Origin of the sequence: Virgisporangium ochraceum, from assembly GCF_016863655.1 — a bacterium.
Lineage (GTDB): Bacteria > Actinomycetota > Actinomycetes > Mycobacteriales > Micromonosporaceae > Virgisporangium > Virgisporangium ochraceum.
The window spans coordinates 23,855-50,459 of record NZ_BOPH01000053.1; the positions used below are offsets into that span (position 1 = coordinate 23,855).

Here is a 26,605-nt window from a genome sequence, read left to right on the forward strand (position 1 = left end):
TACGGCACTCGGACTCGTCGCCAATGCCGTGATGTGGCCGATCACCATGACCACCCTCGTCGGCTACCGCGCCGACCACACCCTGGCCGCCCACCATCGGGTGGCACTGATCGCCGTCCGCCCCTGCGAGCCGGCTCCGCTGCCCTGCCGGCGCATGCTGGCCTCCACCGCCGTCCTACCGGTCGCGGCCGCGACGGTCTGCAGTCCCCTTCTGGTGATGCTCGCCGCAGCGACCGTTGCCGAGGCGGCTGGCTGGTACGCGCTCGGTGTAGTGCTGGCCGCAACTGGCCTGCTCGTGTCGGTGGCCATAATCATTCTGATCCTGGCCTCCGCGGCGCCGGTGGTCCGGTCGATCGCACCGTTCCAACGGCGCGCGGCACGCGCCGAGGCCCGTCGACGGCGTACGACGCTGGTAGAGGCCCACTCGCTGGCCGCCTCCGACACCGACCGGCAGGCCGCCACGGCCCTGGTCCGGCAGCTCCTCAGGCACGTCGACGCCGCAGGGACCGCGGTCATTGCCAACCCGCGCAACGCCGACGTCGCCACCATGTACCGGCGCCTTGGGTTCAACCATGCCCAACCGGGTCACGACGGCTTGCTTGTCCGCTGGGGACCGTCCCCTCGGGGCTCCCATCACGTACGGCCACGAGCCGTCCGGTAGCCCGATCACCGTCAGGACGTCGAAATACCCGAAGACGATCACGCACGCTCCAGGATCCCCCGGACACCTCTATACGTGAGCCACGGCGACGACGTCCCGGACCCCATAGGAGCAGGCATGGACGACGGTGACGACATCGAGGACCGGCAGTCGTCCACTCCGACCAACCCCGCAGACAACCAGACGGCTCGCGACCTCGAGTTCGAGATGTTCTACAAGAGCGAGATGCCGAAGGTGGTGGCCTTCCTCATGGTCCAGGGCGGCCGCGCGCCCACCGCCACCGAGATCGCCCAGGAGGCGATGCTCGAGGCATACCGCCAGTGGGACGTGATCGACCAGCCCAGGGCGTGGGTGCGCAGGGTCGCCAGCCGGATGTGGTGGCGCGCACGCGAGACCGAGCGGGCTGAGCGGCCGCAGGACGCACTCCCCGAGTCCGGTCCCCTCCTGACCGACGACGCCGCGGCCGAGATCGAGGCCCGGCACACCTTCCTCGCCATGACGCGGCAACTGCCCGCGGCCCAGCGGGAGGTGATGGCCTGGACCTACGACGGCTACCGGCCCACCGAGATCGCCGCCCTCATCAGCAAGCCTCCGGCGACCGTCCGGTCGGTGCTGCGCCAGGCGCGTGAGGCGCTGAGATCCCAGAACCCGTCGGTCGAGGAGGCACCATGAGCAGCCCCGCGACGGAACCGTCCGCAACGGTCCCCTCCACGCCGGAACATGCCGACCTGGTGCGGCACCTCGGTCTCATGCTGGACACACGCTCCGGGCTGGCCCGCATTCTCGACGCTGCCGGCTCCGGTCACCTCGACCGGGCCACCGAACGGGCCGACCGTGCCGGACCGGCGGTGCCGTACGACGACGCCCACGCCGCTCTCGGCGCGGACCTTGCCGCGACCATCCGCCTGGCCGACGGCGCGGCGCACATCCTCGCCGACGCCGGCCCCCACAACGCCCTTCTCGACGACCTGGCAACGAGGGTCGACACCCGTCGCGGACTCGCAGCGATCCGCAGCGCCGCCGCCGGCCGGATCCCGGTTTCGCCCGACGACCTGCTGAGGACGGAACGCTCCACAACCGACCCTGCCGACGGCGGCGCCACGAACCGCAGGCTCGCCGGCAGGCCACGTCACCGCACGCCGGGCCCGTTCGCCCGCCGGAAGGTCCGTCTGGCAGCTGCCGCCGGTTGCGCGTTGGTGGTCGTGGTGGCGGCGGCGGTCGCCGCCGCAATGGTGGGGTCCGCGGGTTCGCAACCGGACGACGCACGGCCGGCAACGACCGTCGGGGCCGAGCGGGGCGGACCCGGCGTGCCGGACGGCAGCGAGAACGCATCGCTGCGACCTCCAACGCACCCGCCTGCGGTCGAAGCTCCCGGGACCGGCAACCTGGTCTCGGACACTCCTGCCGGCGGCCCCACGGGTCCCACGCCGGTCTCCGTGAGCCAGCAGATCCACGGCAACTCGGTGACGATGCAGTGCCGCGGCGCCATCGCCCAACTCGTGGCAGCCAACACCGCCGACGGATGGGCGCTCACCCGCATCAATCCCGGGCCGGCAGAACTGGTCGGAGTCAGGTTCGAGTCGACGTCCCAGCCCCCGTACCAGGTGACCGTCCGGGGCCGGTGCGAAGGAGGCTCGCCCCGTCTCGAAGTCTCCTGAGGGTCCGCTGTAGGAGGCCGCATCATCCGGTGACCACCGCCACCATCGGTAGCACCGGCGCGAGCCGTCGGAGTCAAGTCAGAAGAGCGACCACAGCGACGACCGCGACCACCACCACGGCCAGGAGAAGAAGAGCCCACCTCGGGACCGCCCTCCGGGGCCGCGGTGGGCCCAGGTAGAACTGCCCCGAGGTGTCCGGGGTGGGTGGCAACGGGTGGTACCCGTGGCGGGGAGGCTCCGGAGGACTGGTCACCCGCCGAGTGTGACGTCGGGCGACCGGCCGGTCACTCGGATGATCGGACCATGAGGCAGGCTATCCACCGGTGGGCCGGGCGGATACGACCCGGCCCGCCCGGCTCGACCACACCGACTCAGAAGTACGAGCAGTACACGACCTTGTCCTTCAGGCGCGAACTGCGGAACGCCGCCCAGAACGTGCCCGGGCAGGTGTAGGTGACGGTGCCGATGCCGGACTTCCACGGCGTCCAGAAGCAGCTGCCGTCCCACTCGTTGCACACGTTGATCTCCAGCGTGAGCGTCAGGCCCTGCGGCACCTCGTAGTTCACGCAGTCCTTGTAGGCGGTGGCGATGATGGTCTGTGCCGGCTTCACGGTGTCGACCTCGGTCCAGCAGTTCACCGCCGCCGGACCCGCCGACGCAGGTGCGGAGACCGGGATGGCGAAGGCCGCGGCCGCGGCGATGAGCACGGCGAGTCGGGTCAGGAGTTTCATGTGCGCTCTCCTCATGGTGGTTGACAACGCCAGCCAGGAGAGCAGAGCCGACGCCCACCGCTCCATACGGAGTTCTGCGTAGCCCCACGCGCGCCAGCCGGCCGCGTGGGCTACGCGCGGCGCCCGGCGAGGAAGCGGAGCAGCCGCACCCACACCGACCACTGTGGACGGTCTCCGGCCACGCCGAGGTTGCGGGCCGCGGTGGCCAGGCTGTCCTCGATGAGCGCGTCGTGCAGCGGCCGGTAGATCAGCGGCCACGTCAGCCGCGCGCGGCCGCGTGGTTCGAGGACCAGCGAGTGCCGGAGCAGGCAGCCGCCGTCCGGCGCGGCGAGCGCCTCGTACTCGTGGTACCCGTGGAAGCCGGCCGGTCCCCGGAACCCGAACCGCACGCGCCGGCCGGGTTCGTAGTCCCGCACGTCGTAGCGCACCGGGCCGTGCCCACCGACCGCGCCGACGCCCAGCGGCCGGTCGAAGCGTTGCGCCGGCCACCGGTCGTGCGGCCAGAGCCGGTCGTCGGAGCCGCTCAGCGTGTCGATCAGCGCGCCGGCCGCCGACGGGAGGGTCCGTTCGTGCACGTTGAGAATCACGAACTAGAGAGTACTCTCTAGTTCGTGCCGCAGCCTACCAAGCACTCCGCGGATGTGATGCTCGACGCTGTGCGGGCCCTGGTGCTCGAGGGCGGCCCGGCCGCGGCGTCGGCCCGCGCGGTCTGCCTGTCCACCGGCGCGTCCAGCGGCTCGGTGTACCACCGCTTCCCGCGCCGCGACGACCTCGTGGCCGCGGCCTGGCTGCGCGCGCAGGACCGGTTTCTCGACGCGTACCTCATCGCGCTCGACCCGCCGTCGGCCACGACCGGCGTCGCGGCCGCGGTCACCGTGCTCACCTGGTGCCGCGACTCCCCCGACGATGCCCGCCTCCTCCTGCGGTACGCGCTGCACGACCTGCTCCGCGGCGACGTCTCGCCGGCGCTCGCCGAGCGCGCCGGGGCCAACCAGCGCGCCGTCGGCGCCGCCCTCCGGTCGCTGGCGACCGCAACGGGTCTCCGGCCGCGCGACGTGGCGCTCGCGGTGGTCGACCTTCCGTACGCGGTGGCGCGCCGTGCCCTGCAGGGCACGGGCGTTCCGACCGCCGGCGACGTCCGCGCCCTGCGCCGCGCGGTCACGCGCCTGATCTGACACGGCGGTGACGTGGGACGTGGCCGTTGCCGACGCTGTCGACCCGCATCGTCGAGATAGGTGGCCGAACGCGTACCACCCGTTCCTCGAGTACGGCGAGAACCCGTGCTACCGCCCGGTTTCCTGACTTCTTCCGGTTGCCGGCGGGCTGTATCGTTCCTCCGGGGTACACGGGGGTGACCGATGGAGACGTCGACAGACGTGGTGGTGCTGGGCGTTCCGGCCCGGTTCCGGATCATCGGGTGGGTCATGATCGCGGTGACCCTCGTCGGGGTCGCGGGGACCGCCTGGCTCATCTTCAACGGCGGCGCGGTGATGGCCTTCCTGGCATTCCCGCTCCTCGTTCTCGTCTTCCCACTGTGGACGGTGCTGCCGAACGTCTTCGGCAACCGCGCGTCGCGGATCGACGCCGACGGAATCCTGACGAGGATCCGCCCGTGGGACCGGCGACGCACCCGCATCCCGTGGACCGACGTGTCCGGGGTGTGGGTGGCGCCCATCGGCCAGCTTCGCTATCTGCACGTCGGGCTCCGCGACCCGGCCCGGTACATCACCGGCGGACGGCTTCGGCGCACGACCCTGGAGACCCTGCTCGACGCGCACGGCACGCCGGTACCGGTCTACCTCCACGGCGACGAGGAACCCGCGCTCGCCGCGGTCGAGTGGTTCTCCCGCGAGACGGTTCCGGTTCTCGACGGGTGCCCCGTGCCCGACGGCCGGCCGGAGACCGAACCCGCTCCGGTGCCGCGCCGGGAGTACCGGGCCGCACCGCGCGCCCTGGTGCTACCCGCGGCGCTGCTGTCGACCGCCGTCGCCCTCGGCTGGCTGGGCTGGACCAGCATGCTGTTCTCGCTGGTCGGGTTCGCGGCCTGTCCCCTCCTGTTCGCCCTCCTCATGGTGCTGCGCCTGCCCGGCCGCACCGTTCTCGACGGATCCGGGTTCACCGTGGGCGACCGGCACCTGCCGTGGTCCGACATCGCCCTCGTCCGGTTCGTCGCGGCCGGTCCGGTGGGGTGGGTGCAGATCGTGCGGCACCAGGGCGAGACGCTGCTCGCGCGCGGCCTGGTCGACCAGCCGCCGCGGGACCCGCGCTACACCGCCCGGCTCGCCGAGGTGGAGGCCGCCTGTGCGGGCCGGGTCGGGGTCGCCCGGCGGCGGCAGGGCCAGCTGGGCGCCCTGATCCTCATCGCCCTCCTGCCCGTGGCCCTGGCCGTGCTCCAACTGGTGACCGTCGACCGGCCGTGGCGCGACCGGCCGTGGTGGCCGGGCGTCGAGGTCGCCACCGTCACACCCGACCCCTGCGCGGCACTGTCCACTGTGGAGGCCCGACGGCTGGTGCCCGACGGTGCGCCGCGGGCCGCGTCCGACGACGCCGGCTCACCGTCCCGGCTGTGCCGGCTGGGCAGCGGCGTACCGCAGCTCGAGGTCGGGATCGACCGGGCGAGCTACGGCGACCTGATCGCCGAGGGCAGGGACGACTTCGACCGGGCGCGCCGGCTCGGACCCGGGGTCGAGCCTGTTCCGGGTCTCGGCGAGGAGGCCTTCGCGGGCACGTACGGCGCGTCGATCGTCCGGGTCGTCGCGCGGCGGGGCAACGTCGTGGTCGAGGTCCTGTTCACCCCGGGCGAAGCGGGATCCGACCGGGGGACGCCCGCGTACGCCGCCAACGAAGCGGCGGCGATCGAGGTCGCCCGGGCGGCCGTCGACGCGGTCGACCTGCGCTGACGGACCTACCGCGCCGGCCCGGCTATCCCCGCTGGGACACGTGGTACGTGCGCACGTTCGGGTCGGCGGCGAGCTGCGCCCGCGTGTACTTGACCGTGTCCCAGCCCTTGCCCGAGAACAGCCGCGTCTGGTCGGCGTAGTAGGGCGAGTTCGGGTTCGACGACTGCGAGTACGTGAGGATCTGCCGGCCCGACGGGCCGCCGCGGCCGAACGACACCGCCATCACGTACGACGTGCCGTGCACCACCTTCGGGTAGCCGACACCCCTCACGAGCGGCGCGGTGATCACGTTGAACGTTCCGGTCTGCCCGAGGTCGCCGTGGATCGGGATGCGTTCCGTTCCCCGGGGTTCGGTCTGCACGGCGCCCAGCGGCGCGTCGAGCGGCACGCCGGCGAGGCGCTGCACCGCGCCGGCGAGCGCGGTGCGCACCCGCGGGTCGTCGACGGCGAGCCGGCGCGGCGTGTACACCGGGTCGCTGACCTGGAAGGGATCGCCGAACCGCAGCCCGCCCGCGAGGGTGAACTCGCGGAACACCGGCACGCCCCGGCTGTTCAGGTCGGCGCGCAGGTCCCACTGCCGCAGCACGGCGCACGCGGCCGTCAGGTCGACGCTCGCGCCGTCGGAGGCCGTCGCGGCCGGGTTGTCGGTGCAGAGCCGGACGAGGTCGTCGCGGACCAGCTCGGCGCCGTAGACGCGGTTGTCGAGGGTGACCTCCCACAGCGACTGCGGGGTGAACCCGCGGCCCGGCCGGCCGTCGGTGCCGGCGATGCGCTTCTGCACCTGCTCCAGGCCGACACGCGTGCGCAGGCTGCGCGGCGTGCCCTCGTTGCCGATGACGCGCGGGTAGCCGGTCAGCGGCTGCGCCGGGTTGGCCAGCCAGTAGCTGTCGTTGGAGTTGGTGACGTAGTCGGCGCGGACGAGCACCGGCAGCCGCCCCGGGCCGAGGATGCCGGGAGCCGCCGCGTCCCGGTCGGCGCCCAGGGCACACGCGGTACGCGAGCCGTCCAGCACGGCCTGCCCGCTGGTGGCGTACAGGTCGCGGTACGGCGCGTCGATGCAGGCCGCGGCGAGCTCGTCGGTGACCCGCGGCACCACCGAGTGGTCACCGTAGAGCGCCGTGCCCGTCGAGTCCGCGGCGATCACGTTGACCCACGGCAGGAACTGGTGCCGGTCGAGCACCTCCCGGAGGTCGCGGACGGACCGCGCCTGCCCCATCCGCAGCCACCCGTCGAGCGAGCGGTTGTTGGTGGTGTTGCTGTCGGTGATCGCGTACGCGGTGGTGGCGGTCCACGGGAACGCCCCGGGCACGACGACCACGGGGCCGTACCGGGTGTCGTGGAACGTCCGGCTGACCGGGGTACCGGCCGCCGTCCGCACCGTCACGGTGCGCGTCCTCATCCGCTCCGGGCGGCCGTCGACGAGGTAGGACGTCGGATCGCCCGGCACGAGCGTCAGGCGGTGCCACACGAACCGCCGCGCGGTGGAGACGGTGTGGCTCCAGCCGACTGTGGCGTTGTGCCCGATCTCGACGACCGGGTCGCCGATCAGCGCGGCGCCCTCGACGTCGTAGACGCCCGGGATGCGCAGGTGCATGCGGTAGAAGCGCTCCGCGCCGTCCCACGGGAAGTGCGGGTTCGCCAGCACCATGCCGCCGCCGCCGACCGTCGCGCCGCGGCCGAGCCCGTAGGCGTTGCTGCCCGCGGTCGCCACAGCGGGGTCGGTGGCGGCGAGCACGGCGGCCGGGTCCGGCACCGGCGCCGGCTGGGCACCGGCCGACTGGGCACCGGCCGCCGGGGGCTCCGCCGCGACGATCCCGTCGAGCAGCGCGGCGGAGCTGGCGCGCACGATGCTCGCCCAGTTCGCCCGCCACATGTCGAGCTCGGTGAGGGGACGCACCCACGGCTTGCCCCGGCACGCCGGATCGCTGATCCCGTTCACCCCGACCCGCCGCAGATGACCGTTGTACCCGGCCACGAACCCGCGCACGAGGTCGCGGGCCTGCCGGGAGGGCGCGTCGACACCGTCGGGCCGGCCGTCGAGCCAGCGCTCGGCGACACGGTCGTCCTTCGCCTTGCCGTAGAAGAGGTCGCTGCGCACGTTCGCGTCGGCCGGACCGGTGCCGCCCAGGTACCGCGACCGCTGCGCGTCGACGGTGAGGACGCGGTCGGCGATGACGCAGATGTTGTCCTCGGCCTGGACGTGGCCGACCCCGAAGCCGAGGCTCGCGAAGCTGCTCGCGGTGATGTGGGGAACACCGTACGAGGCGCGCTCGATCGTGGCCCGCAGCTGCGGTCCCCGGTCGGACGCGACCGCCGGGGCCGGCCCGGCCAGCACCAGCGCCGCCGCGCCGGTAGCCACGATCCGCACGCACAATCCGGCCATCCAAACCTCCTCGCCCCCGTGACGGTTCGCCTAGTGAGTTACCACGAGACAGGTCCATGTGTCGATGACGGCCGTCGAAACCGGTGGAGAAGTCCGGGTCCTCCCTGGTACGAAGCTCCCGATGAGTCGCACTCTGCGTACCGATCCGTACCCGCTGCGAGCCGCGCGCCGGAGCGCCGGCCACCGCGTCGAGATCCGGGTGTGCCGGCCGCGCCCCGGGTTCCACCATCCGGCCAGCGCGGCCGACGTCGCGCGGCTGCTGGAGTTCTTCGGTCCGACGGCGCGCTACGGGCTGCGCCGGGTCGAACTGCGCCAGCAGGCGGCCACCACCGGGATCGCGCTCGGCGGGTACGTGCCGCCCGGGGTCGTCGTCCTGCTCGAACAACCCGACCCGCCGTGGTTCGTCGCCGGGCGGCTGTCCGACGGGGCCGCCGAGCGGCTGCGGCGCGCCGGTGCGCGGGTCACCGCCACGTGGTCCACGACCCGGGTCGACTGGGACGGCCCGGCGCTGCGCGACTTCGTCCTCTTCGACGGGCTCATGCACGAGATCGGCCATCACCTCCTCGACCACACCGACCGCCGGATGCGCACCGCCGACCACGAACGCCGCGCCGACGCCCACGCCGTGCGCTGCCGGCAGCGGTGGGCCGCGCGGTGAGGGCCCGCCTCGTCGGCGACGGCGTCGAGAACCCCGCCAACGCGCGCGCCCTGCTCGACACGGCCGCGATGTTCGAGGTGCCGTGCCTGTTCCGCGACACCCGTGGGCTCGCGGACAGATGGTCGGTCGAGCGGGGCGGCCGGCCGTTGCCCACGGTCGGCCGGGGCGAGGTTCCCGCGCCCGTCGTCGCGGTCGAGAACACGCCGGGCGCGGGGTCGGTGTTCACCGCACGGCCGCCCGCCGGACGTCCGTCCATTGTGGTCGGTAACGAGCGGCGTGGCATCCGCGCCGACCTGTTGTCCGCGGCGGCCCTCAGCGTTCAGATTCCGTCCCCCGGTCGCGGGGTCGACACACTCAACGTCGCGTCCGCGGCGGCGGTCGCGCTGTACTACCTGCTGGGCGCGACCGGGCGGCGCACGCCGCGGTCGTCGCGGTCGGAGGCGCACCGGCCGGCGGTGCTGCTGGTCGGTCCGCGCGACCACGTCGAGGCCGGCAGCGCGCTGCGGTCGGCGGCCGCGTTCGGGTGGCAGACCGTCGGGCTCGACGACCGTGACAAGGTGTGGTTCGGTACGCCGCGCACGATGCGGGCCGAGGGACGGGCCGCGGCGCGCAGCCACCGCAACCCGCTGCGGGTCGTCCCGGCGTCCGGGGATGTCCACAGTGGATACGAACGCGTCGTCGTCGCGGGCGCGCACGTACCCGGTCCGCCGCTGCACCGTGTCGACCTCACCGGCGGCCCCCGCACCGCGCTGGTCATCCCCGACGGCACGGTGCCCGAGGGGGTCGGCGTCGAATACGCCCGCGTCGATGTTCCGGGAAGCGACGACCGGTACCGGCTCGTCGCCAGCATCGTCCTCGCGGAGGCCGCCCGGCAGCTGGGCATCCGGCCCACCACGCGGCCGCGGCGCTTCGCGTACGAGAGCACGCTCACGCTCGTCCCGCCGGATTCGGACCTGGTTCATCCCCACGAACTGCTGGCCTACTAGAACGGTGGAAACGCTCGCCACTCCCCCACTGTTCGCCGCGCTCGCCGACGCGCGCCGCGTGCTGCTCGCCGGCGCCGGCGGCGGGTTCGACGTGTACGCCGCGCTGCCGCTCGCGATCTCCCTCTGGGACAGGGGAGTCGAGGTCCACCTCGCGAACCTGTCGTTCACGCCGCTGGAACTGCTGCCATTGGACGCGTGGGCGGCCGAGCACGTCGCCGAGGTGACCCCCGGCACCGACGGGCCCGACGGCTACTTCCCGGAGCGCACGCTCGCCCGGTGGCTCGACCAGTGCGGCCTACCGTCCACTGTGTACGCGTTCCCGAAGGTCGGCGTCCAGCCGCTGCGCGCCGCCTACCGGTACCTGGTCTCGCGGTTCGACCTCGACGCGCTGGTGCTCGTCGACGGTGGCACCGACATCCTGATGCGCGGCGACGAAGCGGGCCTCGGCACCCCGGTGGAGGACATCACGAGCCTGGCCGCCGCGGCCGGGGTCGACCTGCCGGTGAAGCTGGTGACCTGTCTCGGCTTCGGGATCGACGCCTACCACGGGGTCAACCACGTGCAGGTGCTGGAGAACCTCGCCGCGCTGGCCCGCGACGGCGACTACCTCGGCGCGCTGTCGATCCCGCCGACCAGCCGTGAGGCCGCGATGTACCGCCACGCCGTCGCCGACGCGGCGGCAGCCACCCGGATGCGGCCCAGCATCGTCAACGGCCAGATCGCCGCCGCCAGCCGCGGCGCCTTCGGCGACGTGCAGTTCACCAGCCGCACCTCGGGAAGCACGCTGTTCGTCAACCCGCTGATGGCGATCTACTTCACGGTGCGGCTCGACGCGCTGGCCGCCCGTTGCCTGTACCTCGACCGGATCGAGGAGACCATCGGCATGCTCCAGGTCTCCACACGCATCGCCCACTTCCGCAACGAAGTGGACCCGAGAATCCCGCGGGCCTACCCGCACTGAGAAGAATCCTGTCACCGTGTCGAGAAACGAGGCGCGGCTCCGAGGTAGCGGCGAGGGTCAACCACGGAGGAGAACATCCCATGACAGACCAGACGTATCCGCCCACCGAGGGGCTTCGGCGGCTCGACCGGCTCGTCGGGACCTGGAAGGTCAGCGGCAGGGCCGCCGGCACGGTCACCTACGAGTGGCTCAACGACTACTTCCTGCTGCAGCGCGTCGACCTGGAACACGACGGCCACCTCATCAAGGGCATCGAGATCATCGGGCACAGCCGGCCGTTCGGGGAGGGACCGAGCGCCGACATCCACTCCCGCTACTACGGCGGCGACGGCAGCACGCTCGACTACGTCTACGAGATCGAGGGCGACACGCTCACGATCTGGGGCGGCGAGCGCGGCTCACCCGCCTACTACCGGGGAACGTTCGACGGCGACAGCGTCACCGGTGCCTGGGTGTATCCCGGCGGTGGCGGCTACGAATCGACCATGACCCGCGCCAGCTAAACAGGAGACGACGATGAAGTACATCCTGCTCGCCTACACCAGCAGGGAAGGCTGGGAGTCGGTCGACTACTCCAGCCCCGAGTTCCTGGCGATGTGCCGCTTCTACGAGGACCTCGGCAAGGAGCTCGCCGCGACCGGCGAGCTGGTCGGCACCGAGGGACTCGGTGAGCCGGCGTTCACCCGTACGGTGCGCCGCCAGGACGGGGTGCCGGTGGCCGTCGACGGCCCGTACGCGGAGGCCAAGGAGGTTCTGGCCAGCTACTCGATCGTCGACGTAGCCAGCCACGACCGGGCGATGGAGATCGCCGCCCGGGTGTGCGCGGCGATCGGGGACACCATCGAGGTCCGACCGCTCCCGGAAGCGCCGCCGGGCGCGTGACGACCACGGTCGAGGACCTGCTGCGTGAGCTCGCGCCGCAGGTCCTCGGCGCGCTCGTCCGGCGCTACGGCCACTTCGACGTCGCCGAGGACGCGGTGCAGGAGGCGTCGCTCGCCGCCGCGGTGCAGTGGCCGGTCGACGGCGTGCCGCAGGAGCCGCGCCCGTGGCTGGTCCGGATCGCGTCCCGCAAGATGATCGACTCGCTGCGCAGCGAGCGGGCCAGGCGCAACCGTGAGGTCGTGGTGGCCGGGCAGGTACCGGTCGGGCCGGTGGCGGCCGAGGACGACTCGCTCGTGCTGCTGTACATGTGCTGCCACCCCGCGCTGACCCCCACGGCCCAGGTTTCGTTGACCCTGCGGGCGGTCGGTGGCCTCACCACCGCCGAGATCGCGCGGGCGTTCCTCGTCCCGGAGGCGACGATGGCGCAGCGGATCAGCCGCGCCAAGCAGCGGATCCGCGCGTCCGGGGTCCCCTTCACGCTGCCCGCCACCGACGACCGCGACCGCCGCCGCGACGCCGTGACGCAGACCCTCTACCTGATCTTCAACGAGGGGTACACCAGCAGCTCCGGGCCGAGCCTGCACCGGGTGGAGCTGTCGGCCGAGGCGATCCGGCTGGCCCGGCTCGCGCGGCGGCTGGAGCCCGACAACCCGGAGCTCGAGGGCCTCCTCGCGTTGATGCTGCTCACCGACGCCCGCCGGCCGGCCCGCATCGACGCCGACGGGGCCCTGGTGCCGATGGCCGAGCAGGACCGCACCCGCTGGAACCGCACCGCGACCGACGAGGGCACCGCGCTCGTCACCCGCGCCATGTCACGCGGACGGGTCGGCCCGTATCAGCTCCAGGCGGCGATCGCCGCCGTTCACGCGGAGGCCGCGACCGTCGACGACACCGACTGGCCGCAGATCCTGGCCCTGTACACACTGCTGGAACGGATGGGCGACAACCCCGTGGTGACGCTGAACCGCGCCGTCGCCGCGGCGATGGTGCACGGTCCGCGGACCGGTCTCGCGCTCCTCAGGGCGGTGAACGCCGACCCGCGGCTGGCCCACGACCACAGACTCGACGCCGTGCGCGGCCACCTGTTCGAGCTGGCCGGCGAGCGGGCGCTGGCACGGGAGCACTACCGCGCCGCGGCCCGGCGCACCACGAGCGTTCCCGAGCAGCGCTACCTCACCGCGAAGGCGGCGACGCTCGCCTGACGCCCGGTGCCAGATGCGACAGGATCCGCTTCCACATCGGCACCAGCAGGTCGGCCCCGCCCCGCGGGTTCATCTCCAGCCGGGCGTCGGGCAGCCGCTGCTGCCACCACCGGCCGTGCCCCGACCCGGTCGCCGGGTCCCTGGCGCCGTACAGGAGCAGCGTCTTCGCGGTCACCGCCGGAAGCTCCCCGGAGACCGGGATCGGCGCGCCGACCACGACCAGCCGGTCGACGCGGTCCGGGAAAGCGGCGGCGAAGCCCAGCGCCGCCAGCCCCGCGGCACCCTGCCCGGCGACGCCGAGCGGCCCGGGGTGGTCGAGGTCGTCGTCCGAGCCGGCGTAGAGGGTGACGCCGCGCGCCCAGGTGAGCTCCGGCCCGGGGTCAGCGTCGACCCCGAACACCACCACCGCCCGGTCGGCCGTTCCCTCACGCAGCAGGCGCACGGGGCCGGCTCCACCACATCGACAGGGCCAGCGCGAGGAACACCAGCAGTGCCCCGCCGAGGGTGAACCAGACCGTGACCTCCACGTCCTGCTTCTGGAGCGTGATCTTGCTGGGGAGGTTGGTGAGCACGTCGACGAGTTTCTCGGCGCTCTCGGCGCGGTAGTACGTGCCACCGGTCACGTCGGCGACCTTGGTGAGCGACTCCTCGTCGAGCTGCTGGTAGCGGCGTCCGCCACCGCCGCCGCCCCAGTTGCCACCACCGAAGCCGCGACCGTCGCCCCGGAAGGCGTCGCCGCCGGCGGCGAGCTGGTCGGGGCTGCACACCATCTGCGCCGGGTTCGTGGTGCCGAAGCCGATCGTGTACACGCGGATCCTCCGGGCCGCGGCCTGCTCGGCGGCGGTCACCGGGTCGACACCCTGGGTGTTGGCGCCGTCGGTGAGCACGACGATCGTGTCGGCCTCGAAGTCGCCGCCCGCGGCGCCGGCCGGCATCTCGACGCCCGTGGGCGGCACGTCGGGGTTGCTCTCGGCGATCGCGTCGAGCGCGGTGAGGATGCCCAGGCCGATCGCGGTGCCGCGGGCGGTCTTCAGCCCGTCGATCGCGGCGAGCAGGGCGTCGCGGTCCTTGGTCGGCTTCACGAGGAGACCCGCGATGCCGGAGAACGCCACCAGCCCGATCTTCGTGCCGTCGTCCTGTGAGCGGATGAAGGTCCGGGCGGCGTCGCTCGCCACGGTGAGCCGGTTCGGGTCGACGTCGGTGGAGCACATCGAGTGCGACACGTCCATCGTCAGCAGGATCGACGTCGCCGACGACGGCACCGCCGCCGACACCTGCGGCCGCGCGACCCCGGTGCCCAGGACCAGCAGGCCGGCGATGAACAGGATGATCGGGATCTTCCGCCGCCACAGCGTGCGCCCGGGCAGCGCGGCCCGGATCAGCGCGACGCTCGACAGGCGCACCGTCACCCGCCGGCGGCGCCGGTTCAGCCACCACCGCACGAGCAGGATCAGCGGCACCGCCAGCAGGGCGGTCAGGGCCCACGGCCAGGTCAGCGACATCAGACGACCCTTCCGTACCAGCGGATCATCAGCAGCGCACCGATCGTGAGCAGCACGATCGCGGCGATGGTGAACACGGCGGTGAGCTCGACCAGCTTGTCCTGCATGGTGATCCGCAGGTCGATCGACCGGGTCGCCGTGCGCAGCGACTCGGCGTCGCCGGCGGCGTGGTAGGAGCCGCCGGTGGCCTTGGCGATCATCGTCAGCACGTCGGCGTTCAGCGCGGTCGCCAGTTCGTACCCATCGACCTCGATCGTGGTGCCGCGCTCGGTGCCGATGCCGACGGTCTCGATCCGCACCCCGGCGTCGGACGCGACCAGCGCGGCCTGCTCCGCATCCGGTCCACCCGTATTTTCCCCATCGCTGAGCAGCACGATCGTCGCCGAACGCCAGTACCCGAGGTTGGCCGGCGGATCGCCGTCGGCGGGCAGGGTCACCGGCTCGCCGACGATCGCCGACAGCGCCGCCAGGATGGCCTGCCCCAGCGACGTGCCGCCGCCGGGCTTGAGCCGGTTGATCGCCGCGATCGCCTCGTCGTGGTCGTCGGTGGGCACCTGGGTGTTCAGCGCGGTCTGCCCGAACACCACCACGCCGATGTCGACCGAGTCGGGCTGGGCCTTCACGAACTCGGTCGCCGCCCGCTGCGCGGCGCCGAGCCGGCTCGGGTCGAGGTCGGTGGCGGTCATGCTGTTGGACGCGTCGACGACCAGCATCACGGTGCCCGACGCGCGCGGCACCTTGACGATGGCCTCCGGCCGCGCGGCGCCGACCAGCAGCACCGGCAGCGCGAGGAGGAAGAACACGTACGGTAGGTGCCGCGTCGTCCGGCCGGTGAGAAGCCCGGTCGACGCGAGGGCCGCCGCGCGTCGGCGGTGCAGCGCGACGTACCCGGCCACGGCCGCGATGCTGACGACGACGGCCACCACCAGCATGAAGGGGTAGGAGAACGTCACCGGCGGGCCCCCGATCGCCGCACCATGTCGATGAGCGCGAGGGCGAGGTCCTGGTCGGTGGTGACGCGGTGCGCGGTGACCCCGGCCCGCCGCATCGCCTCGTCGAGCGCGGTCTCACGCGCGTCGACGTGGGTGCCGAGCCGCTCCCGCAGCAACGGGTCGCTCGTGTCGACGAGCACCTGCTCACCGGTCTCCGCGTCCTCGACCACGACGAGCCCGAGGTCGGGCAGGTCGAGCTCGACCGGGTCGACCACCCGGACCACCACCACCTCGTGCCGGTGCGCGAGCATCGTCAGGGCGCGCTCCCAGCCGTGGTCTCCGATGAAATCGGAGATCACGAAGACCAGGCTCCGCCTCCGCGCGGTGGTCGCGGCCGTCCTCAGCATTGCCGCGAGATCCGTCGTGACCCCCGGAGCGGGCGACTTCCTACGCCAGCGCCACTTGCGGTCGACGGCGGGTGGCCGGGCCGGCACCGGCCTGGTGATGTCGTGGGCGAGCCGCTGCAGGTGCACCTTGCCGCCCTTGGGCGCGATCACCTGCTGGGCCTCGTTGTCGTAGAGGATCGCGCCGACCCGGTTGCCGGTGCGGGTCAGCAGCCGCGCCAGGCACACGGCCAGCTCGTTGAGCACCGAGTCCTTGCCGAACTCCTGCTCGCTGAAGCGCATCGAGGCCGACCGGTCGAGCACCAGCCACGCGTTGAGCTCGCGGTCCTCGGTGTACTTGCGCACGTACGGCTCGTCCATCCGCGCGGTGACGTTCCAGTCGATGTGCCGCACGTCGTCTTCGGGCGTGTACTGCCGCAGGTCGGCGAAGTCGATGCCCGACCCGTGCCACACCGTGCGGTACGCGCCCTGCAGCCGCCCGTCGAGGCGGCGGACAACCTGCCATTCCAGGCGTCCGAGCAGCCGGTCGATGGCTGCCGGAGAAGGGCGCGGGGTGGTCATTACCGGCCCTGGCTCACGAGGTCGGGCGCGGGTACGGCGGCGAGGACCCGGGTGAGGACGTGGTCGGCGGAGACGTCGTCGCTGAGCGCCTCGTAGGAGAGCACGAGGCGGTGCCGCATGATGTCGAGCGCCAGCTCGGTGACGTCGTGGGCGAGCACGTAGTCGCGGCCGCGGATCAGGGCGAGGGCCCGCGCGGCGAGCACCAGGTTGATCGAGGCACGGGGCGAACATCCGTAGGTGACGTACTTCGCCAGGTCGCCCAGCCCGACGCTCGCCGGCTCCCGGGTGGCACTGGCGAGCTTCACCGAGAACTCGATGATCGACGGGTCGACGTAGACGCGGTCGGTCTGGCGCTGGAGGTCGATCAGCCGCTCGGGGTCGATGATCCGCTGGATCGGCACCGTCGGCGCGATCGCCCGCTCGACGATCACGAACTCCTCGGTCGGGCTGGGGTACCCGACGACGACCTTCATCATGAACCGGTCGACCTGCGCCTCCGGCAGCGGATAGGTGCCGTCGGACTCGATCGGGTTCTGCGTGGCCATCACCAGGAAGGGCTTCGGGACCTGGTGGGTCTCGCGGCCGATCGTCACCTGCTGCTCCTGCATGACCTCCAGCAGCGCGCTCTGCACCTTGGCCGGCGCCCGGTTGATCTCGTCGGCGAGCAGCAGGTTGGTGAACACCGGGCCGAGCGAGACCTGGAACTCGCCGGTCGGCTGGTGGAAGATCCGGGTGCCGACCAGGTCGGCGGGCACGAGGTCGGGCGTGAACTGGATCCGCTGGAACTGCCCGCCGATCGCCTCGGCCAGCGACTTGACCGCGAGCGTCTTGGCCAGGCCCGGCACGCCCTCGACCAGGATGTGCCCCCGGGCGAGCAGCGCGACGAGCATCCGTTCGAGCAGCTCCTCCTGCCCGACGATCGCCTTCTTGACCTCGTAGCGCACCTGCTCGACAGGGTTGCCCTTGGTTCCGTTCGGCGACGGCCCGTCCGGTGTGTTCATCTGCACGTCCTCGGTGGTCGGTGGGTCAGCGCTGTGCTGTCAACGTTGGGGAATGTCGCCCTCGCCGGCGCCCAGCGCGGCGCCGATCGGCACGGCGAACCCGATGCCGATGAACGTGCCGGCACCGGTCGGGTTGGCCAGGGCGACGACGATGCCGACCGCCTCCCCGCGCATGTTGAGCAGCGGCCCGCCCGAGTTGCCCGGGTTCACCGCGGCGTCGAACTGGATCAGGCCCTTGAGCTCGCGGCCGCCGGGGACCGGCACGGCGCGGTCGAGGGCCGACACGACACCGGCCGTGGTGGTGTCGACGAGCCCGAACGGGTGGCCGATGGCGACGACGTCGTCACCGACGACCACGCCGCCGCCGAGGGTCGCCGGCACGACGACGGCGGGCAGCGTCGCCGGCGCGAGAACCGCGATGTCGATCGACGGGTCGGCGCCCGCGAGGGTGGCCGGCGACCTCGTGCCGTCGGCGAAGACCACCTCGATCGTGGTGGCGTTCTCGACCACGTGGTACGCGGTGAGGACGGTGCCGTCGACGTTGGCGACCAGCCCCGTCCCGATGCCCGCGCCACCGGGACCGACGGCGCTGATCGCGACCACCGAGGGGAACGCCACCTGGTGCACCTCGGCGACGGTCAACGGACCGGACGCGCTCGGCGACGGCGACGGCCGGGCCGGCGGGCGCGCGTCGTCGGCGCCGCTCGACGCACCCCACCGGAACGCCACAAACCCCGTGACCGCGAGCGCCAGCAGGACGCACAGCGCGACGACCCCGCCGCGCCGGAACCGGACGGCGGCAGCCGATCTGTCGCCGAGGGAGGCGACCGGAAGGCTCCCCATCAGCCGAGACTAGGCCGCTTACCTCAAAACCCGGTAATAGTCTGCGCAACTATCTCAGGATGACGCGCCGTCGTAGTGCCGGATCCCGATCCGCCAGACCACCCGGCTGATCACTGTGAGTATCACGGCGAGCACCGCCGCACCGGCCAGGGTCGGCCATCCGAGCTGCCCGGTGAGCCCCTGCGCGGGGACGGTGACCGCGAACCCGACCGGCACCACCAGCGTCAGCCCGACCCGCAGCCACCCGGGGTAGAGGCCGACCGGCCAGCGACCGGCCTGGTAGATGCCGTCGAACGACTCGATGAAGCTGTCGACCCGCACGAACCAGAACGCCGTGGTCGCGAGCAGCAGCAGGAACGAGTAGAGGATCACCACGGCCAGCACCAGGCCGACCACGAACCCGAGCACCGCCAGCGCGCCGGGGGGCTCCGGCAGCCCGGCGACCCCGACGCCGATCACCACCGCACCGACCACCACGTCGACCACCGGCCAGAAGCGGACCGCACGGATGCTCATCAGCAGCTGCGAGTCGACCGGCCTGGCCAGCACGAAGTCGAACTTACCGTCGGCGATCTCCTCCATGAACTGCATCAGGTTCGGCTTGATCACCGACTGGATCACGCCACCGAGCACGGTGAACACGCCGAGCACCACCAGCAGCTCCGACCGGGCCCACCCGTTCAGCTCGTCGACCTGCCCGTACACCAGGGAGATCACGATGAGGCCGGTGGCGGTGGCCAGCAGCGACTGGAACAGCTGCAGGAAGAAGTTCACCCGGTACTGCATCTCGTACATCGCGACGACCCGCAGGTGCAGGGCCATCAGCCGGAGAGAGCGCATCAGGTCCCCTCTAGTTCCCGACCGCCGAGTAGCGCTTCACCGCGGCCCGCCAGGCGACGGCCAGCAGCCCCGAGCCGATCGCGATCCACAGCACCTGGGTGGCGAGCCCCAGCAGCAGGGCCCGGGTGCCGAGGTCACCGACCAGCGCCTCGATCGGGAAGCTGAACGTCCACTTGAACGGCAGCCAGGCCGCGATGTCCTGTACCCACGACGGCATCAGCGACATCGGCACCAGCCGGCCCGACAGCATCAGCTCGGCCACCATGTAGATCTCGAACAGCGCCGCCACCCGGGTCGTGTAGAACGTGACCATCCCGATCAGCCACTGGAACAGCTGCCGGATCACGTACGCGCCCCAGATCGCCACCGCGAACACCGCGATCTCGATCGCCTCCGGGTGCAGCGTCGGCCGGAACACGAACACCAGCCCGGCCGCGATCGGAAGCCACATCGTGAGCCAGATGAGCTTCCACCCGGCGAAGAACGCCATGTCGTAGTGGATCGGGTGGGTCGGCCGCAGTAGCGCGCCCGACATCTCGCCGCTGCGGATGCGCCACTCGAACCCGTACGGCGTGAAGACCACGTTCATGTTCCGGACCAGCGTCCAGACGATGAAGTAGGCGGCCAGGGTGCCCGGCGTGTAGCCGCCGACCGACCCGCCCCGCTCGTTGGCCACCGCGGTCCACACCGCCAGGTAGACCACCGGCTCGGTGAGGAAGCCGACCAGCGTCATCACGTTGCGCATGCGGTACTGGGACTGCACCGCCACCGCGATCCGGGCCACCACCCGGTACTGGTCGAACAGCGCCCGCGGATAGCTCACCGGTCGTCGCCGCGCTTGAAGAGCAGCTCGATGACGTCGTCGATGGGCGGGTCCTCGACGGTGAGGTCGAGCACGGTGTGTTCGGCCAGCAGCCGCGCGGTGACCAGCGGCGCCTGCGACTTCGGCACCCGCAGCGTCACCCGGTCGCCTTCGCGGGCGATCACCTCGCCGAGGTCGCCCAGGTCGGCGTCGCCCTCGATGGTGACGCCCAGCTCCTTGTACGCGGCGACATCGGTGGCGAGCGTGGCGAGGTCGCCGTCGAACCGGATGCGGCCCCGGTCGATGACGATCACCCGTTTGCACAGCGCCTCGACGTCGGCCATGTAGTGGCTGGTGAGCAGCACGCTCGCGGAGTAGCGCCGGTTGTAGTCGGCGACGAACGCGCGGATGCGCCGCTGCATCGTGATGTCGAGCCCGAGCGTCGGCTCGTCGAGGAACAGCACCCGCGGACCGTGCAGCAGCGCGGCGGCGAGCTCGACCTTCATCCGCTCGCCGAGCGACAGGTTGCGCACCGGCTTGGTGACCAGGTCGCCGAGCTCGAGCAGCTCGACCAGCTCGGCGCGGTTGCGGCGGAAGTCGGGCCACGGGATCTGGTAGATGGCCCGGTTCAGCTCGAACGAGTCGGCGGCCGGCAGGTCCCAGTGCAGCTGGTTGCGGTTGCCCATCACGAGCGACATGCGGCGCAGGTAACCGGGACGGCGCCGCGACGGCACCTCGCCGAGCACGCGCGCCTCGCCACCGGTCGGGTGCAGCAGCCCGGCGAGCATCTTCAACGTCGTGGTCTTGCCCGCGCCGTTCGGACCGAGGAACCCGACGATCTCACCGGGCGCGATGTCGAACGAGATGCCGTCGACCGCGCGGACCTCGCGGTGCCGGCGGCGGAACAGGCTGCCGACCGCGGCCCGCAGGCCCGCCTCGCGCTCCGGCACCGTGAAGGTCCGTCGCAGGTCGACGACACGAACGGCGGGCTCTTCCACCGATGGACCTCCCCCGGGCGTACGACCGCCGCCCAGTCTGGTCCGCGACCCGGCGTGCCGCCAGCCGTTTCTCCAACTACCCGGCCACCTGATGCGCGGGCCCGCTGTCGCACGGGCCCGCTGTCACCCGACGGTCAGACTCGAGGCCGGCGGCCGATCGTGGAGTAGATGAAATGACCCCGGAGCACCAGCCGCGGATCGGACACCAGCACTCGCAGCCGCTCCATGTCGTCGGCGCCGAATCCGGCGTCGATGAACTCCTGTCGCAGCTGCATGACGTTCGCCACGGCGAGCATCGCGCCCGCAGTACCACCCGGCCACGACCGGGCCTGGATCGCGGTGTCGACGTCGGACAGCCCGACCCGGAGCATCGTCGAGTGCATCCGGGCCGCCCACGTCGGGTCGCTGCCCCGTTTGGCCATGACGCTCTGGAGCGTGCCCTGGTACGCGTCGAACAGCTCCGCGTCGTCGGCCGATGGCGTGTTCAGCAGCAGCCCCTGGGTGAACTCGGCCGCCCACTCCTCCACGACCAGCGCCCCGCCCGGGGCCAGCGCGGCGGCGAGCCGGGCGAGGATCTCCTCCCGCTCGGGAATGTGGATCAGGACCAGCCGGGCGTGGATGAGGTCCCACGGCCCGTCCGGGACCGGCTCGGTCACCAGGTTGTGTTGCAGGGTGGTGTATCCGCTGCCGGCCGGAATGTGCCGCAGGTTCAGGTCGGTCGCCAGGACGTGCCCGGTCGGGCCGACCTGATCGGCCAGCCAGCGGGCCACGCTTCCGCCGCCGGCTCCGACCTCCAGGCACCGCCGACCGGCCAGATCGCCCACAGTGGACAGTCGAGCGAAGGTGAACGGGTCGAGGATCGTCGCGAGGTAGCGGTGCCGGTCGACGGCCTCCGGATCGTCGTTGTCGAACGAGTACTCAGCGACACCGGCGCGCGTGGAATCGGTCATTCAGGCTCCCTAATGCCCAGGTGGAAACAGCGACTGGCAACTGGCCGGACTCCCGGCTCACTGGTGGTGCGAGCTCAGCAGCAGCTCGTGCATCTCGGCCACGACGTGGGAGACCTCGGCGAGATGCGAGTTCACCCCGAGCGAGCGGGGCTGCGGGATGTCGATGTCGAGGATGCGTCGAACCCGGCCGGGGTGAGGGCTGAGCACCACCACCCGGTCGGCGAGCAGTACCGCCTCCTGGATCGAGTGCGTGACGAACACGGTCGTCGAGGCGAACTCCTTGTGCAGACGCTGAAGCTCGAGGGACAGCTCTTCCCGGCTGAGTGCGTCCAGCGCGGAGAACGGTTCGTCCATCAACATGACACGGGGCTGCTGGATGAGCGCCCGGCACAGCGACACGCGCTGTTGCATACCGCCGGACAGCTCATGCGGCAGCCGGCGCACGAACTTGGACAGACCCACCATGTCGAGCAACTGACGGGCGCGCTCTTCGTGGTCGCGGCGCTTCCAGCCGAAGACCTCCACCGGCAGCAGCACGTTGTCGAGCACCGATCGCCACGGCAGCAGCGCCGGACGCTGAAACATCATGGCGACGTCGCGGCGTGGGGTGGTGACGGGGCTGCCGTCGACCAGCACCCGGCCGGACGTCGGTGCGAGCAGTCCCGCGATCAGCCGCAGCAGTGTGGATTTCCCACAACCGGAGCGGCCGATTATCGCGACGAACTGACCCTGTGCTACTTCCAGGTTGATGTCACGCAGCGCCTCGACGACATGCTTTCGGGATCGAAAGGTCTGGGACACGTCGTGCATCGTGATCATGGTGCCTCCCACTTCGCGGTGTGGTTGTCCGGACTCTACGCTGAGACGGGCACCGATGTCCCGTGAGGAAGGCAAGGGGTTGCCATGTGCGGAATTGTAGGTTGGGCGGACTTCGACCGGAATCTGGCCGCGGACCACGCGACGATCCGGGCGATGACCGCCACGATGGCGCTCCGTGGGCCCGACGACGAAGGCATCTGGCTCGATGAGCACGTCGCACTCGGGCACCGGCGGCTGGCCGTCATCGACATCCGCGGCGGCGTCCAGCCCATGAAGGCGGAGCGCGACGGCACCGTGGCCGCCGTGCTCACCTACAGCGGCGAGGTCTACAACTTCCGTGAGCTGCGCACCGAACTGCGGGGGTACGGCCACACCTTCCGTACCGACAGCGACACCGAGGTGGTCCTGCGCGCCTATCTGCAATGGGGCGACGCGTTCGTCGAACGGCTCCGCGGCATCTTCGCCTTCGGCTTGTGGGACTGCGCGCGCGAGCGGCTCGTTCTGGTCCGCGACCGGGTCGGCGTCAAGCCGCTGTACTACCGCCCGACCGCGCACGGGGTGGTGTTCGCCTCCGAGGCGAAGGGGATCCTGGCCCATCCGGGCATCACCGCCGAGGTCGACTCGGACGGGCTCCGGGAGGTGCTCACACACTTCAGGTCGCCGGGCCGGACCCTGTACAGGGACGTATCCGAGGTGCGACCGGGTCACCTGGTGATCGTAGACCGGGCCGGAGTGCGGCAGCACCGGTACTGGTCGCTGCAGACCCGGGAGCACACCGACGACCTGGAGACCACCGTCCGCACCGTACGGGAACTGCTCGAGGACACCGTCACCGAGCAGATGGTCGCCGACGTACCGCTGTGCACGTTGCTGTCCGGCGGCCTGGACTCGTCGACCATCACCGCCTTCGCGGCCGGAGCGGACGCGGCCGGTGCGGGGGTGCGCACCTATGCCGTCGACTTCCTCGGGCAGACCGAGAACTTCCGGCCCGACGCCGTGCGGGACCTGCCCGACACGCCGTTCGTGCACGACGTGGTGGCGCACATCGGCGCCGACCGGGTCGACCACCGCGACATCGTCCTCGACGCCGCCATGATGATGGATCCGCTCCACCGCACGTCGGTGCTGCTCGCCAACGACCTGCCCACGCCGATGGGCGACATGTTCCAGTCGTTGTATCTGCTCTTCCGGGCGGTGAGCGAGCACTCCACGGTGGCGCTGTCCGGTGAGGTCGCCGACGAGGTGTTCGGCGGGTACTGGTGGTTCCACGACGAGAACGCGGTCGCGGCCGACACGTTCCCGTGGCTCTCCCCCCGCAATCCCGCGGCCGGTGGCGGGAACCCGATCGTCGATCTGCTCGACCCCGATCTGGCCGCCCTGCTGGACCTGCCCGGATACCAGGCTGACCGCTACCGTGAGGCGTTGGGCGAGGTCGAGCACCTGCCCGGCGCAGACCCGCGGGAGCGGCGGATGCGCGAGCTGTGCTATCTCGCGCAGACCTGGTGGGTGCCGTTCCTCCTCGACCGCAAGGACCGGATGAGCATGGCGCACGGTCTGGAGGTCAGGGTGCCGTTCGCCGACCACCGGCTGCTGGAGTACGTGTACAACGTTCCGTGGTCGATGAAGTCCTTCGACGGACGGGAGAAGGGCCTGCTGCGCGCGGCCGTCGCGGATCTGCTGCCGGATTCGGTGCTCCAGCGCCGGAAGAGCCCCTATCCGTCCACTCAGGACACCCGGTACGAGCAGATGCTGCGCGCCCGGGCGGGTGGGATCCTCACCGACCCGACGTCGCCCGGTGCCAGGATGCTCAACGTGAAGGTGCTGTCGGACCTCTTCGAGGTGCCGCTGGAGAGCAGCGGATTCGGCCCCGGGCGGCGCTCCGCCGAACTGGTGGTCAGCCTCGACGACTGGCTGCGTCGCTATCCGGTGCAGTTGCGACTGAACTGACCGGAACGGCCTCGGGGCGCCCCCTCGCACGGGGTGCGCCCCGAGGCCGTCGACGACCGTTCGGGCGGCGGATCGACGTCACATCCGTTGGGCGGTGATTGCCCGTGCCCACGGCAGCGTCAACCGTTCCACCACGACCACCAGATAGAACAGACCGGAACTCAGCACGCTCAGCAGCACCAGGCACACGAAAGCGAGCGCGGTCTCGAACTGCGCGGACGCCTTGACGATCGCACTGCCGAGACCGGAGTTCGGGTTGTTGGTTTCGGCGACGACCGCACCGATGACCGCGAGCGGCACGGAGAGCTTGAGTCCGACGAAGATCTGCGGCAGCGCCCACGGCACCCGCACCTTGATGTACGTCTGCCAACGCGAGGCGGACAACGAGGCGGTGAGCTCCCCCAGTTCCGACGGCGTCGAGGCGAGACCCGACATGGTCGCCACCACCATCGGGAAGAAGCAGATCAGGACCACCAGCACGACCTTCGGCTCGATGTCGAACCCGAGCCAGACGACCAGGAGCGGGGCGAGACCCACCTTGGGGACGGCGTTGAGTGCCACGAGCACGGGCATGGTCGCCCGTTCGACGCTGCTGAACGTGGCCAGCAGCGCGGCGATGACGAACCCGCCGAGCATGGCGATGGTGAAGCCGATCAGCGTGACCTGAACGGTCTCCCACGTGCGGTCCACCAGGTACTGGCCCCGGCCCGGCCCGCGCGTCGCCTCGACGAGGTCGAGTGGCCCGGGCACGAACAGCGGATCGAGGTCGAACAGCGCGGTGGCCAGCCACCACAGGCCGAGTGCCGCGGAGATCCCGAGCACCGGCAGCGCGAACGCCGCCGGTGAACGTCGCCTGGGACTCCCGACGGACTCAGCCTGTGGAACAGCCGTCTTGACGGTCACGTATTACTCGACACTCGACGGGAGGAAGCTCGTGTCGGCGATGTCCTTGGGGGTGAGTCCGCCCGGAATGAGGTTGAGCCCCTGCAGCAGTGCGATGTTCCGCGCCATCTTGGCGTCGTCGAAGGTGCCCACCGGAGCACCGCCGGCGGGCAGGCAGTTCGGCTTGAGGATCGCGAGTTCCCCGGCCGCCTGGGCCTCGTCGACGGTGTTGTCGTTCGCCTTCAGGAACTTCGCGGTCTCCTCGGGGTTGTTGACCGAGTACTTGACCCCCCGCATGATCGCCTGGTTGAAGCGCTTGACCAGGTCGGGGTTCTTCGCGATGACGTCCTTGTGGGTCATGATGGTGACGCCGTACAGGTCGGAGATGAAGTCGCTGTACGGGAACATGACGATCTTGCGACCCTTGCCCGCCTTCTCCAGGCTGGGCTTGGTGACCAGCTGAGTGGCCAGCGCCTCCACCTGGTTGGTCGCCAGCAGGGCCACGTTGTTCTGGGGGGTGGCGTCGGTCCACACGATGGACTTCTCGTCGATGCCGGCCAGCTTGGCGTACGCCGGGAACAGCGCCCGCGGGGCCGCGCCGGTGATCGCGCCCACCTTCTTGCCCTGCAGGTCCCGCGGGGACTTGATGTTCTGCTTGTCATCGAAGACGGCCACGGAGTTGAGGGTGAGTTGGTGCACCACCCCGATGATCCGCAGGTTCCGGTCCTCCGGCTTCGCCTGCTTGCCCGCCCGGATGATCGCGCCCGCGATGTCGACCGAGGCGAACTGGGCCTGCCCGCCGAGCAACTGGTTGTGGTTGAAGTCGCCGGCCTGGCCGAACTGGACGTTGACCTCGATGCCGACGTCCTTGAAGAAACCCTTGCTCACCGCGGCGTGGATGTACGCGTCCCGGCCGAGGTTGCCGAGAACCGTCAGGTAGGTGACCTTGTCCACCTTGCCGTTGGACGAGCCGCCTGACTTCTTGTCGTCACTGGAACAGGCGCCAAGTGTCGCGCCCATGGCGGTGAGACCCGTTGCGGCCATGAACTTCCGACGCGAGATCGTCGTCATTGAACCTTCCATCCGTGTGGGGTGATTCCCG

The 26,605-nt window shown here is 71.4% G+C and carries 28 protein-coding genes; 12 read left to right on the top strand and 16 right to left on the bottom strand.

Annotated features, from left to right (window positions below; all coding sequences use genetic code 11):
- Positions 1-46 precede the first annotated feature (46 nt).
- From Voc01_RS19305 to Voc01_RS19315, 3 genes are all read left to right on the top strand, one after another.
- Entirely contained in the window at positions 47-661 is a 615-nt protein-coding gene (locus Voc01_RS19305) for a hypothetical protein (RefSeq protein ID WP_203928864.1), read from the top strand.
- Positions 662-778: 117 nt separating this feature from the next.
- Positions 779-1,333 carry an RNA polymerase sigma factor gene (locus Voc01_RS19310; protein ID WP_203928865.1) on the top strand — a complete coding sequence of 185 codons (555 nt, stop codon included), beginning with the start codon at positions 779-781 and terminating at the stop codon, positions 1,331-1,333.
- Positions 1,330-2,319, top strand: coding sequence for a hypothetical protein (locus Voc01_RS19315; RefSeq protein WP_203928866.1), 990 nt, complete (start codon positions 1,330-1,332; stop codon positions 2,317-2,319). The genes Voc01_RS19310 and Voc01_RS19315 overlap by 4 nt, the downstream gene beginning before the upstream one ends.
- Before the next feature lie 371 nt (positions 2,320-2,690).
- Here the strand turns inward: Voc01_RS19315 and Voc01_RS19320 are convergent, their stop codons facing one another.
- Both Voc01_RS19320 and Voc01_RS19325 read right to left on the bottom strand, forming a co-directional pair.
- On the bottom strand, positions 2,691-3,050 hold the full coding sequence (locus Voc01_RS19320) for a hypothetical protein (RefSeq protein ID WP_203928867.1): 360 nt from the start codon (positions 3,048-3,050) through the stop codon (positions 2,691-2,693).
- Between the two features lie 110 nt (positions 3,051-3,160).
- The gene (locus Voc01_RS19325; RefSeq protein WP_203928868.1) at positions 3,161-3,637 is read right to left on the bottom strand and encodes an SRPBCC family protein; all 477 of its coding nucleotides are present in this window, start codon (positions 3,635-3,637) and stop codon (positions 3,161-3,163) included.
- Positions 3,638-3,661: 24 nt separating this feature from the next.
- Between Voc01_RS19325 and Voc01_RS19330 the strand changes: the two genes are divergently transcribed.
- Both Voc01_RS19330 and Voc01_RS19335 read left to right on the top strand, forming a co-directional pair.
- Entirely contained in the window at positions 3,662-4,225 is a 564-nt protein-coding gene (locus tag Voc01_RS19330; protein WP_203928869.1) for a TetR/AcrR family transcriptional regulator, read from the top strand.
- 183 nt (positions 4,226-4,408) lie between these two features.
- A complete protein-coding gene (locus Voc01_RS19335; protein WP_203928870.1) occupies positions 4,409-5,950 on the top strand; it encodes a hypothetical protein in 1,542 nt (513 codons plus the stop codon).
- A gap of 22 nt (positions 5,951-5,972) precedes the next feature.
- Here Voc01_RS19335 and Voc01_RS19340 read toward each other — a convergent pair whose 3' ends face one another.
- Positions 5,973-8,333, bottom strand: a complete 2,361-nt coding sequence (locus Voc01_RS19340; RefSeq protein ID WP_203928871.1) for an acylase — start codon at positions 8,331-8,333, stop codon at positions 5,973-5,975.
- 121 nt (positions 8,334-8,454) lie between these two features.
- Between Voc01_RS19340 and Voc01_RS19345 the strand changes: the two genes are divergently transcribed.
- The 6 genes from Voc01_RS19345 (at position 8,455) to Voc01_RS19370 (ending at position 13,022) form a co-directional block, all read left to right on the top strand.
- Positions 8,455-8,991: a M48 family metalloprotease gene (locus Voc01_RS19345; protein WP_203928872.1), complete on the top strand. Its 537-nt coding sequence runs from the start codon at positions 8,455-8,457 to the stop codon at positions 8,989-8,991.
- Positions 8,988-9,977 carry a TrmH family RNA methyltransferase gene (locus Voc01_RS19350; RefSeq protein WP_203928873.1) on the top strand — a complete coding sequence of 330 codons (990 nt, stop codon included), beginning with the start codon at positions 8,988-8,990 and terminating at the stop codon, positions 9,975-9,977. Before Voc01_RS19345 ends, Voc01_RS19350 begins: the two co-directional genes overlap by 4 nt.
- A 4-nt stretch (positions 9,978-9,981) precedes the next feature.
- Positions 9,982-10,938 carry a DUF1152 domain-containing protein gene (locus tag Voc01_RS19355; protein ID WP_203928874.1) on the top strand — a complete coding sequence of 319 codons (957 nt, stop codon included), beginning with the start codon at positions 9,982-9,984 and terminating at the stop codon, positions 10,936-10,938.
- Positions 10,939-11,018: 80 nt separating this feature from the next.
- A complete protein-coding gene (locus tag Voc01_RS19360; RefSeq protein ID WP_203928875.1) occupies positions 11,019-11,441 on the top strand; it encodes a hypothetical protein in 423 nt (140 codons plus the stop codon).
- A gap of 13 nt (positions 11,442-11,454) precedes the next feature.
- The gene (locus Voc01_RS19365) at positions 11,455-11,820 is read left to right on the top strand and encodes a YciI family protein (RefSeq protein ID WP_203928876.1); all 366 of its coding nucleotides are present in this window, start codon (positions 11,455-11,457) and stop codon (positions 11,818-11,820) included.
- Positions 11,817-13,022, top strand: coding sequence for an RNA polymerase sigma factor (locus tag Voc01_RS19370; protein ID WP_203928877.1), 1,206 nt, complete (start codon positions 11,817-11,819; stop codon positions 13,020-13,022). The genes Voc01_RS19365 and Voc01_RS19370 overlap by 4 nt, the downstream gene beginning before the upstream one ends.
- Here Voc01_RS19370 and Voc01_RS19375 read toward each other — a convergent pair.
- From Voc01_RS19375 to Voc01_RS19425, 11 genes are all read right to left on the bottom strand, one after another.
- The gene (locus Voc01_RS19375) at positions 12,994-13,464 is read right to left on the bottom strand and encodes an alpha/beta fold hydrolase (RefSeq protein WP_203928878.1); all 471 of its coding nucleotides are present in this window, start codon (positions 13,462-13,464) and stop codon (positions 12,994-12,996) included. The two genes, Voc01_RS19370 and Voc01_RS19375, sit on opposite strands and share 29 nt — an antisense overlap.
- A complete protein-coding gene (locus tag Voc01_RS19380; RefSeq protein ID WP_203928879.1) occupies positions 13,448-14,524 on the bottom strand; it encodes a VWA domain-containing protein in 1,077 nt (358 codons plus the stop codon). The genes Voc01_RS19375 and Voc01_RS19380 overlap by 17 nt, the downstream gene beginning before the upstream one ends.
- Positions 14,524-15,477 carry a VWA domain-containing protein gene (locus Voc01_RS19385; RefSeq protein WP_203928880.1) on the bottom strand — a complete coding sequence of 318 codons (954 nt, stop codon included), beginning with the start codon at positions 15,475-15,477 and terminating at the stop codon, positions 14,524-14,526. The genes Voc01_RS19380 and Voc01_RS19385 overlap by 1 nt, the downstream gene beginning before the upstream one ends.
- Entirely contained in the window at positions 15,474-16,421 is a 948-nt protein-coding gene (locus Voc01_RS19390) for a DUF58 domain-containing protein (protein WP_203928881.1), read from the bottom strand. The genes Voc01_RS19385 and Voc01_RS19390 overlap by 4 nt, the downstream gene beginning before the upstream one ends.
- Positions 16,421-17,422: an AAA family ATPase gene (locus Voc01_RS19395; RefSeq protein WP_203928882.1), complete on the bottom strand. Its 1,002-nt coding sequence runs from the start codon at positions 17,420-17,422 to the stop codon at positions 16,421-16,423. The genes Voc01_RS19390 and Voc01_RS19395 overlap by 1 nt, the downstream gene beginning before the upstream one ends.
- A gap of 39 nt (positions 17,423-17,461) precedes the next feature.
- Positions 17,462-18,265, bottom strand: a complete 804-nt coding sequence (locus Voc01_RS19400; protein WP_203928883.1) for a S1C family serine protease — start codon at positions 18,263-18,265, stop codon at positions 17,462-17,464.
- Positions 18,266-18,319: 54 nt separating this feature from the next.
- Positions 18,320-19,105, bottom strand: coding sequence for an ABC transporter permease (locus Voc01_RS19405; protein WP_203928884.1), 786 nt, complete (start codon positions 19,103-19,105; stop codon positions 18,320-18,322).
- A 10-nt stretch (positions 19,106-19,115) separates the two neighbouring features.
- A complete protein-coding gene (locus tag Voc01_RS19410) occupies positions 19,116-19,928 on the bottom strand; it encodes an ABC transporter permease (protein WP_203928885.1) in 813 nt (270 codons plus the stop codon).
- Positions 19,925-20,905, bottom strand: coding sequence for an ABC transporter ATP-binding protein (locus Voc01_RS19415; protein ID WP_203928886.1), 981 nt, complete (start codon positions 20,903-20,905; stop codon positions 19,925-19,927). The genes Voc01_RS19410 and Voc01_RS19415 overlap by 4 nt, the downstream gene beginning before the upstream one ends.
- 134 nt (positions 20,906-21,039) lie before the next feature.
- The gene (locus Voc01_RS19420) at positions 21,040-21,855 is read right to left on the bottom strand and encodes a class I SAM-dependent methyltransferase (RefSeq protein WP_203928887.1); all 816 of its coding nucleotides are present in this window, start codon (positions 21,853-21,855) and stop codon (positions 21,040-21,042) included.
- 57 nt (positions 21,856-21,912) lie between these two features.
- Positions 21,913-22,674 (bottom strand): ABC transporter ATP-binding protein, encoded by a 762-nt coding sequence (locus Voc01_RS19425; protein ID WP_203928888.1) that lies wholly within the window; start codon positions 22,672-22,674, stop codon positions 21,913-21,915.
- An 84-nt stretch (positions 22,675-22,758) separates the two neighbouring features.
- Here Voc01_RS19425 and asnB point away from each other — a divergent pair, with 84 nt between their 5' ends.
- Positions 22,759-24,621, top strand: a complete 1,863-nt coding sequence (gene asnB, locus Voc01_RS19430) for an asparagine synthase (glutamine-hydrolyzing) (protein ID WP_203928889.1) — start codon at positions 22,759-22,761, stop codon at positions 24,619-24,621.
- A 78-nt stretch (positions 24,622-24,699) separates the two neighbouring features.
- Here asnB and Voc01_RS19435 read toward each other — a convergent pair whose 3' ends face one another.
- A complete protein-coding gene (locus tag Voc01_RS19435) occupies positions 24,700-25,524 on the bottom strand; it encodes an ABC transporter permease (protein WP_203928890.1) in 825 nt (274 codons plus the stop codon).
- Positions 25,525-25,527: 3 nt separating this feature from the next.
- Entirely contained in the window at positions 25,528-26,574 is a 1,047-nt protein-coding gene (locus Voc01_RS19440) for an ABC transporter substrate-binding protein (protein ID WP_203928891.1), read from the bottom strand.
- Positions 26,575-26,605: the final 31 nt, after the last annotated feature.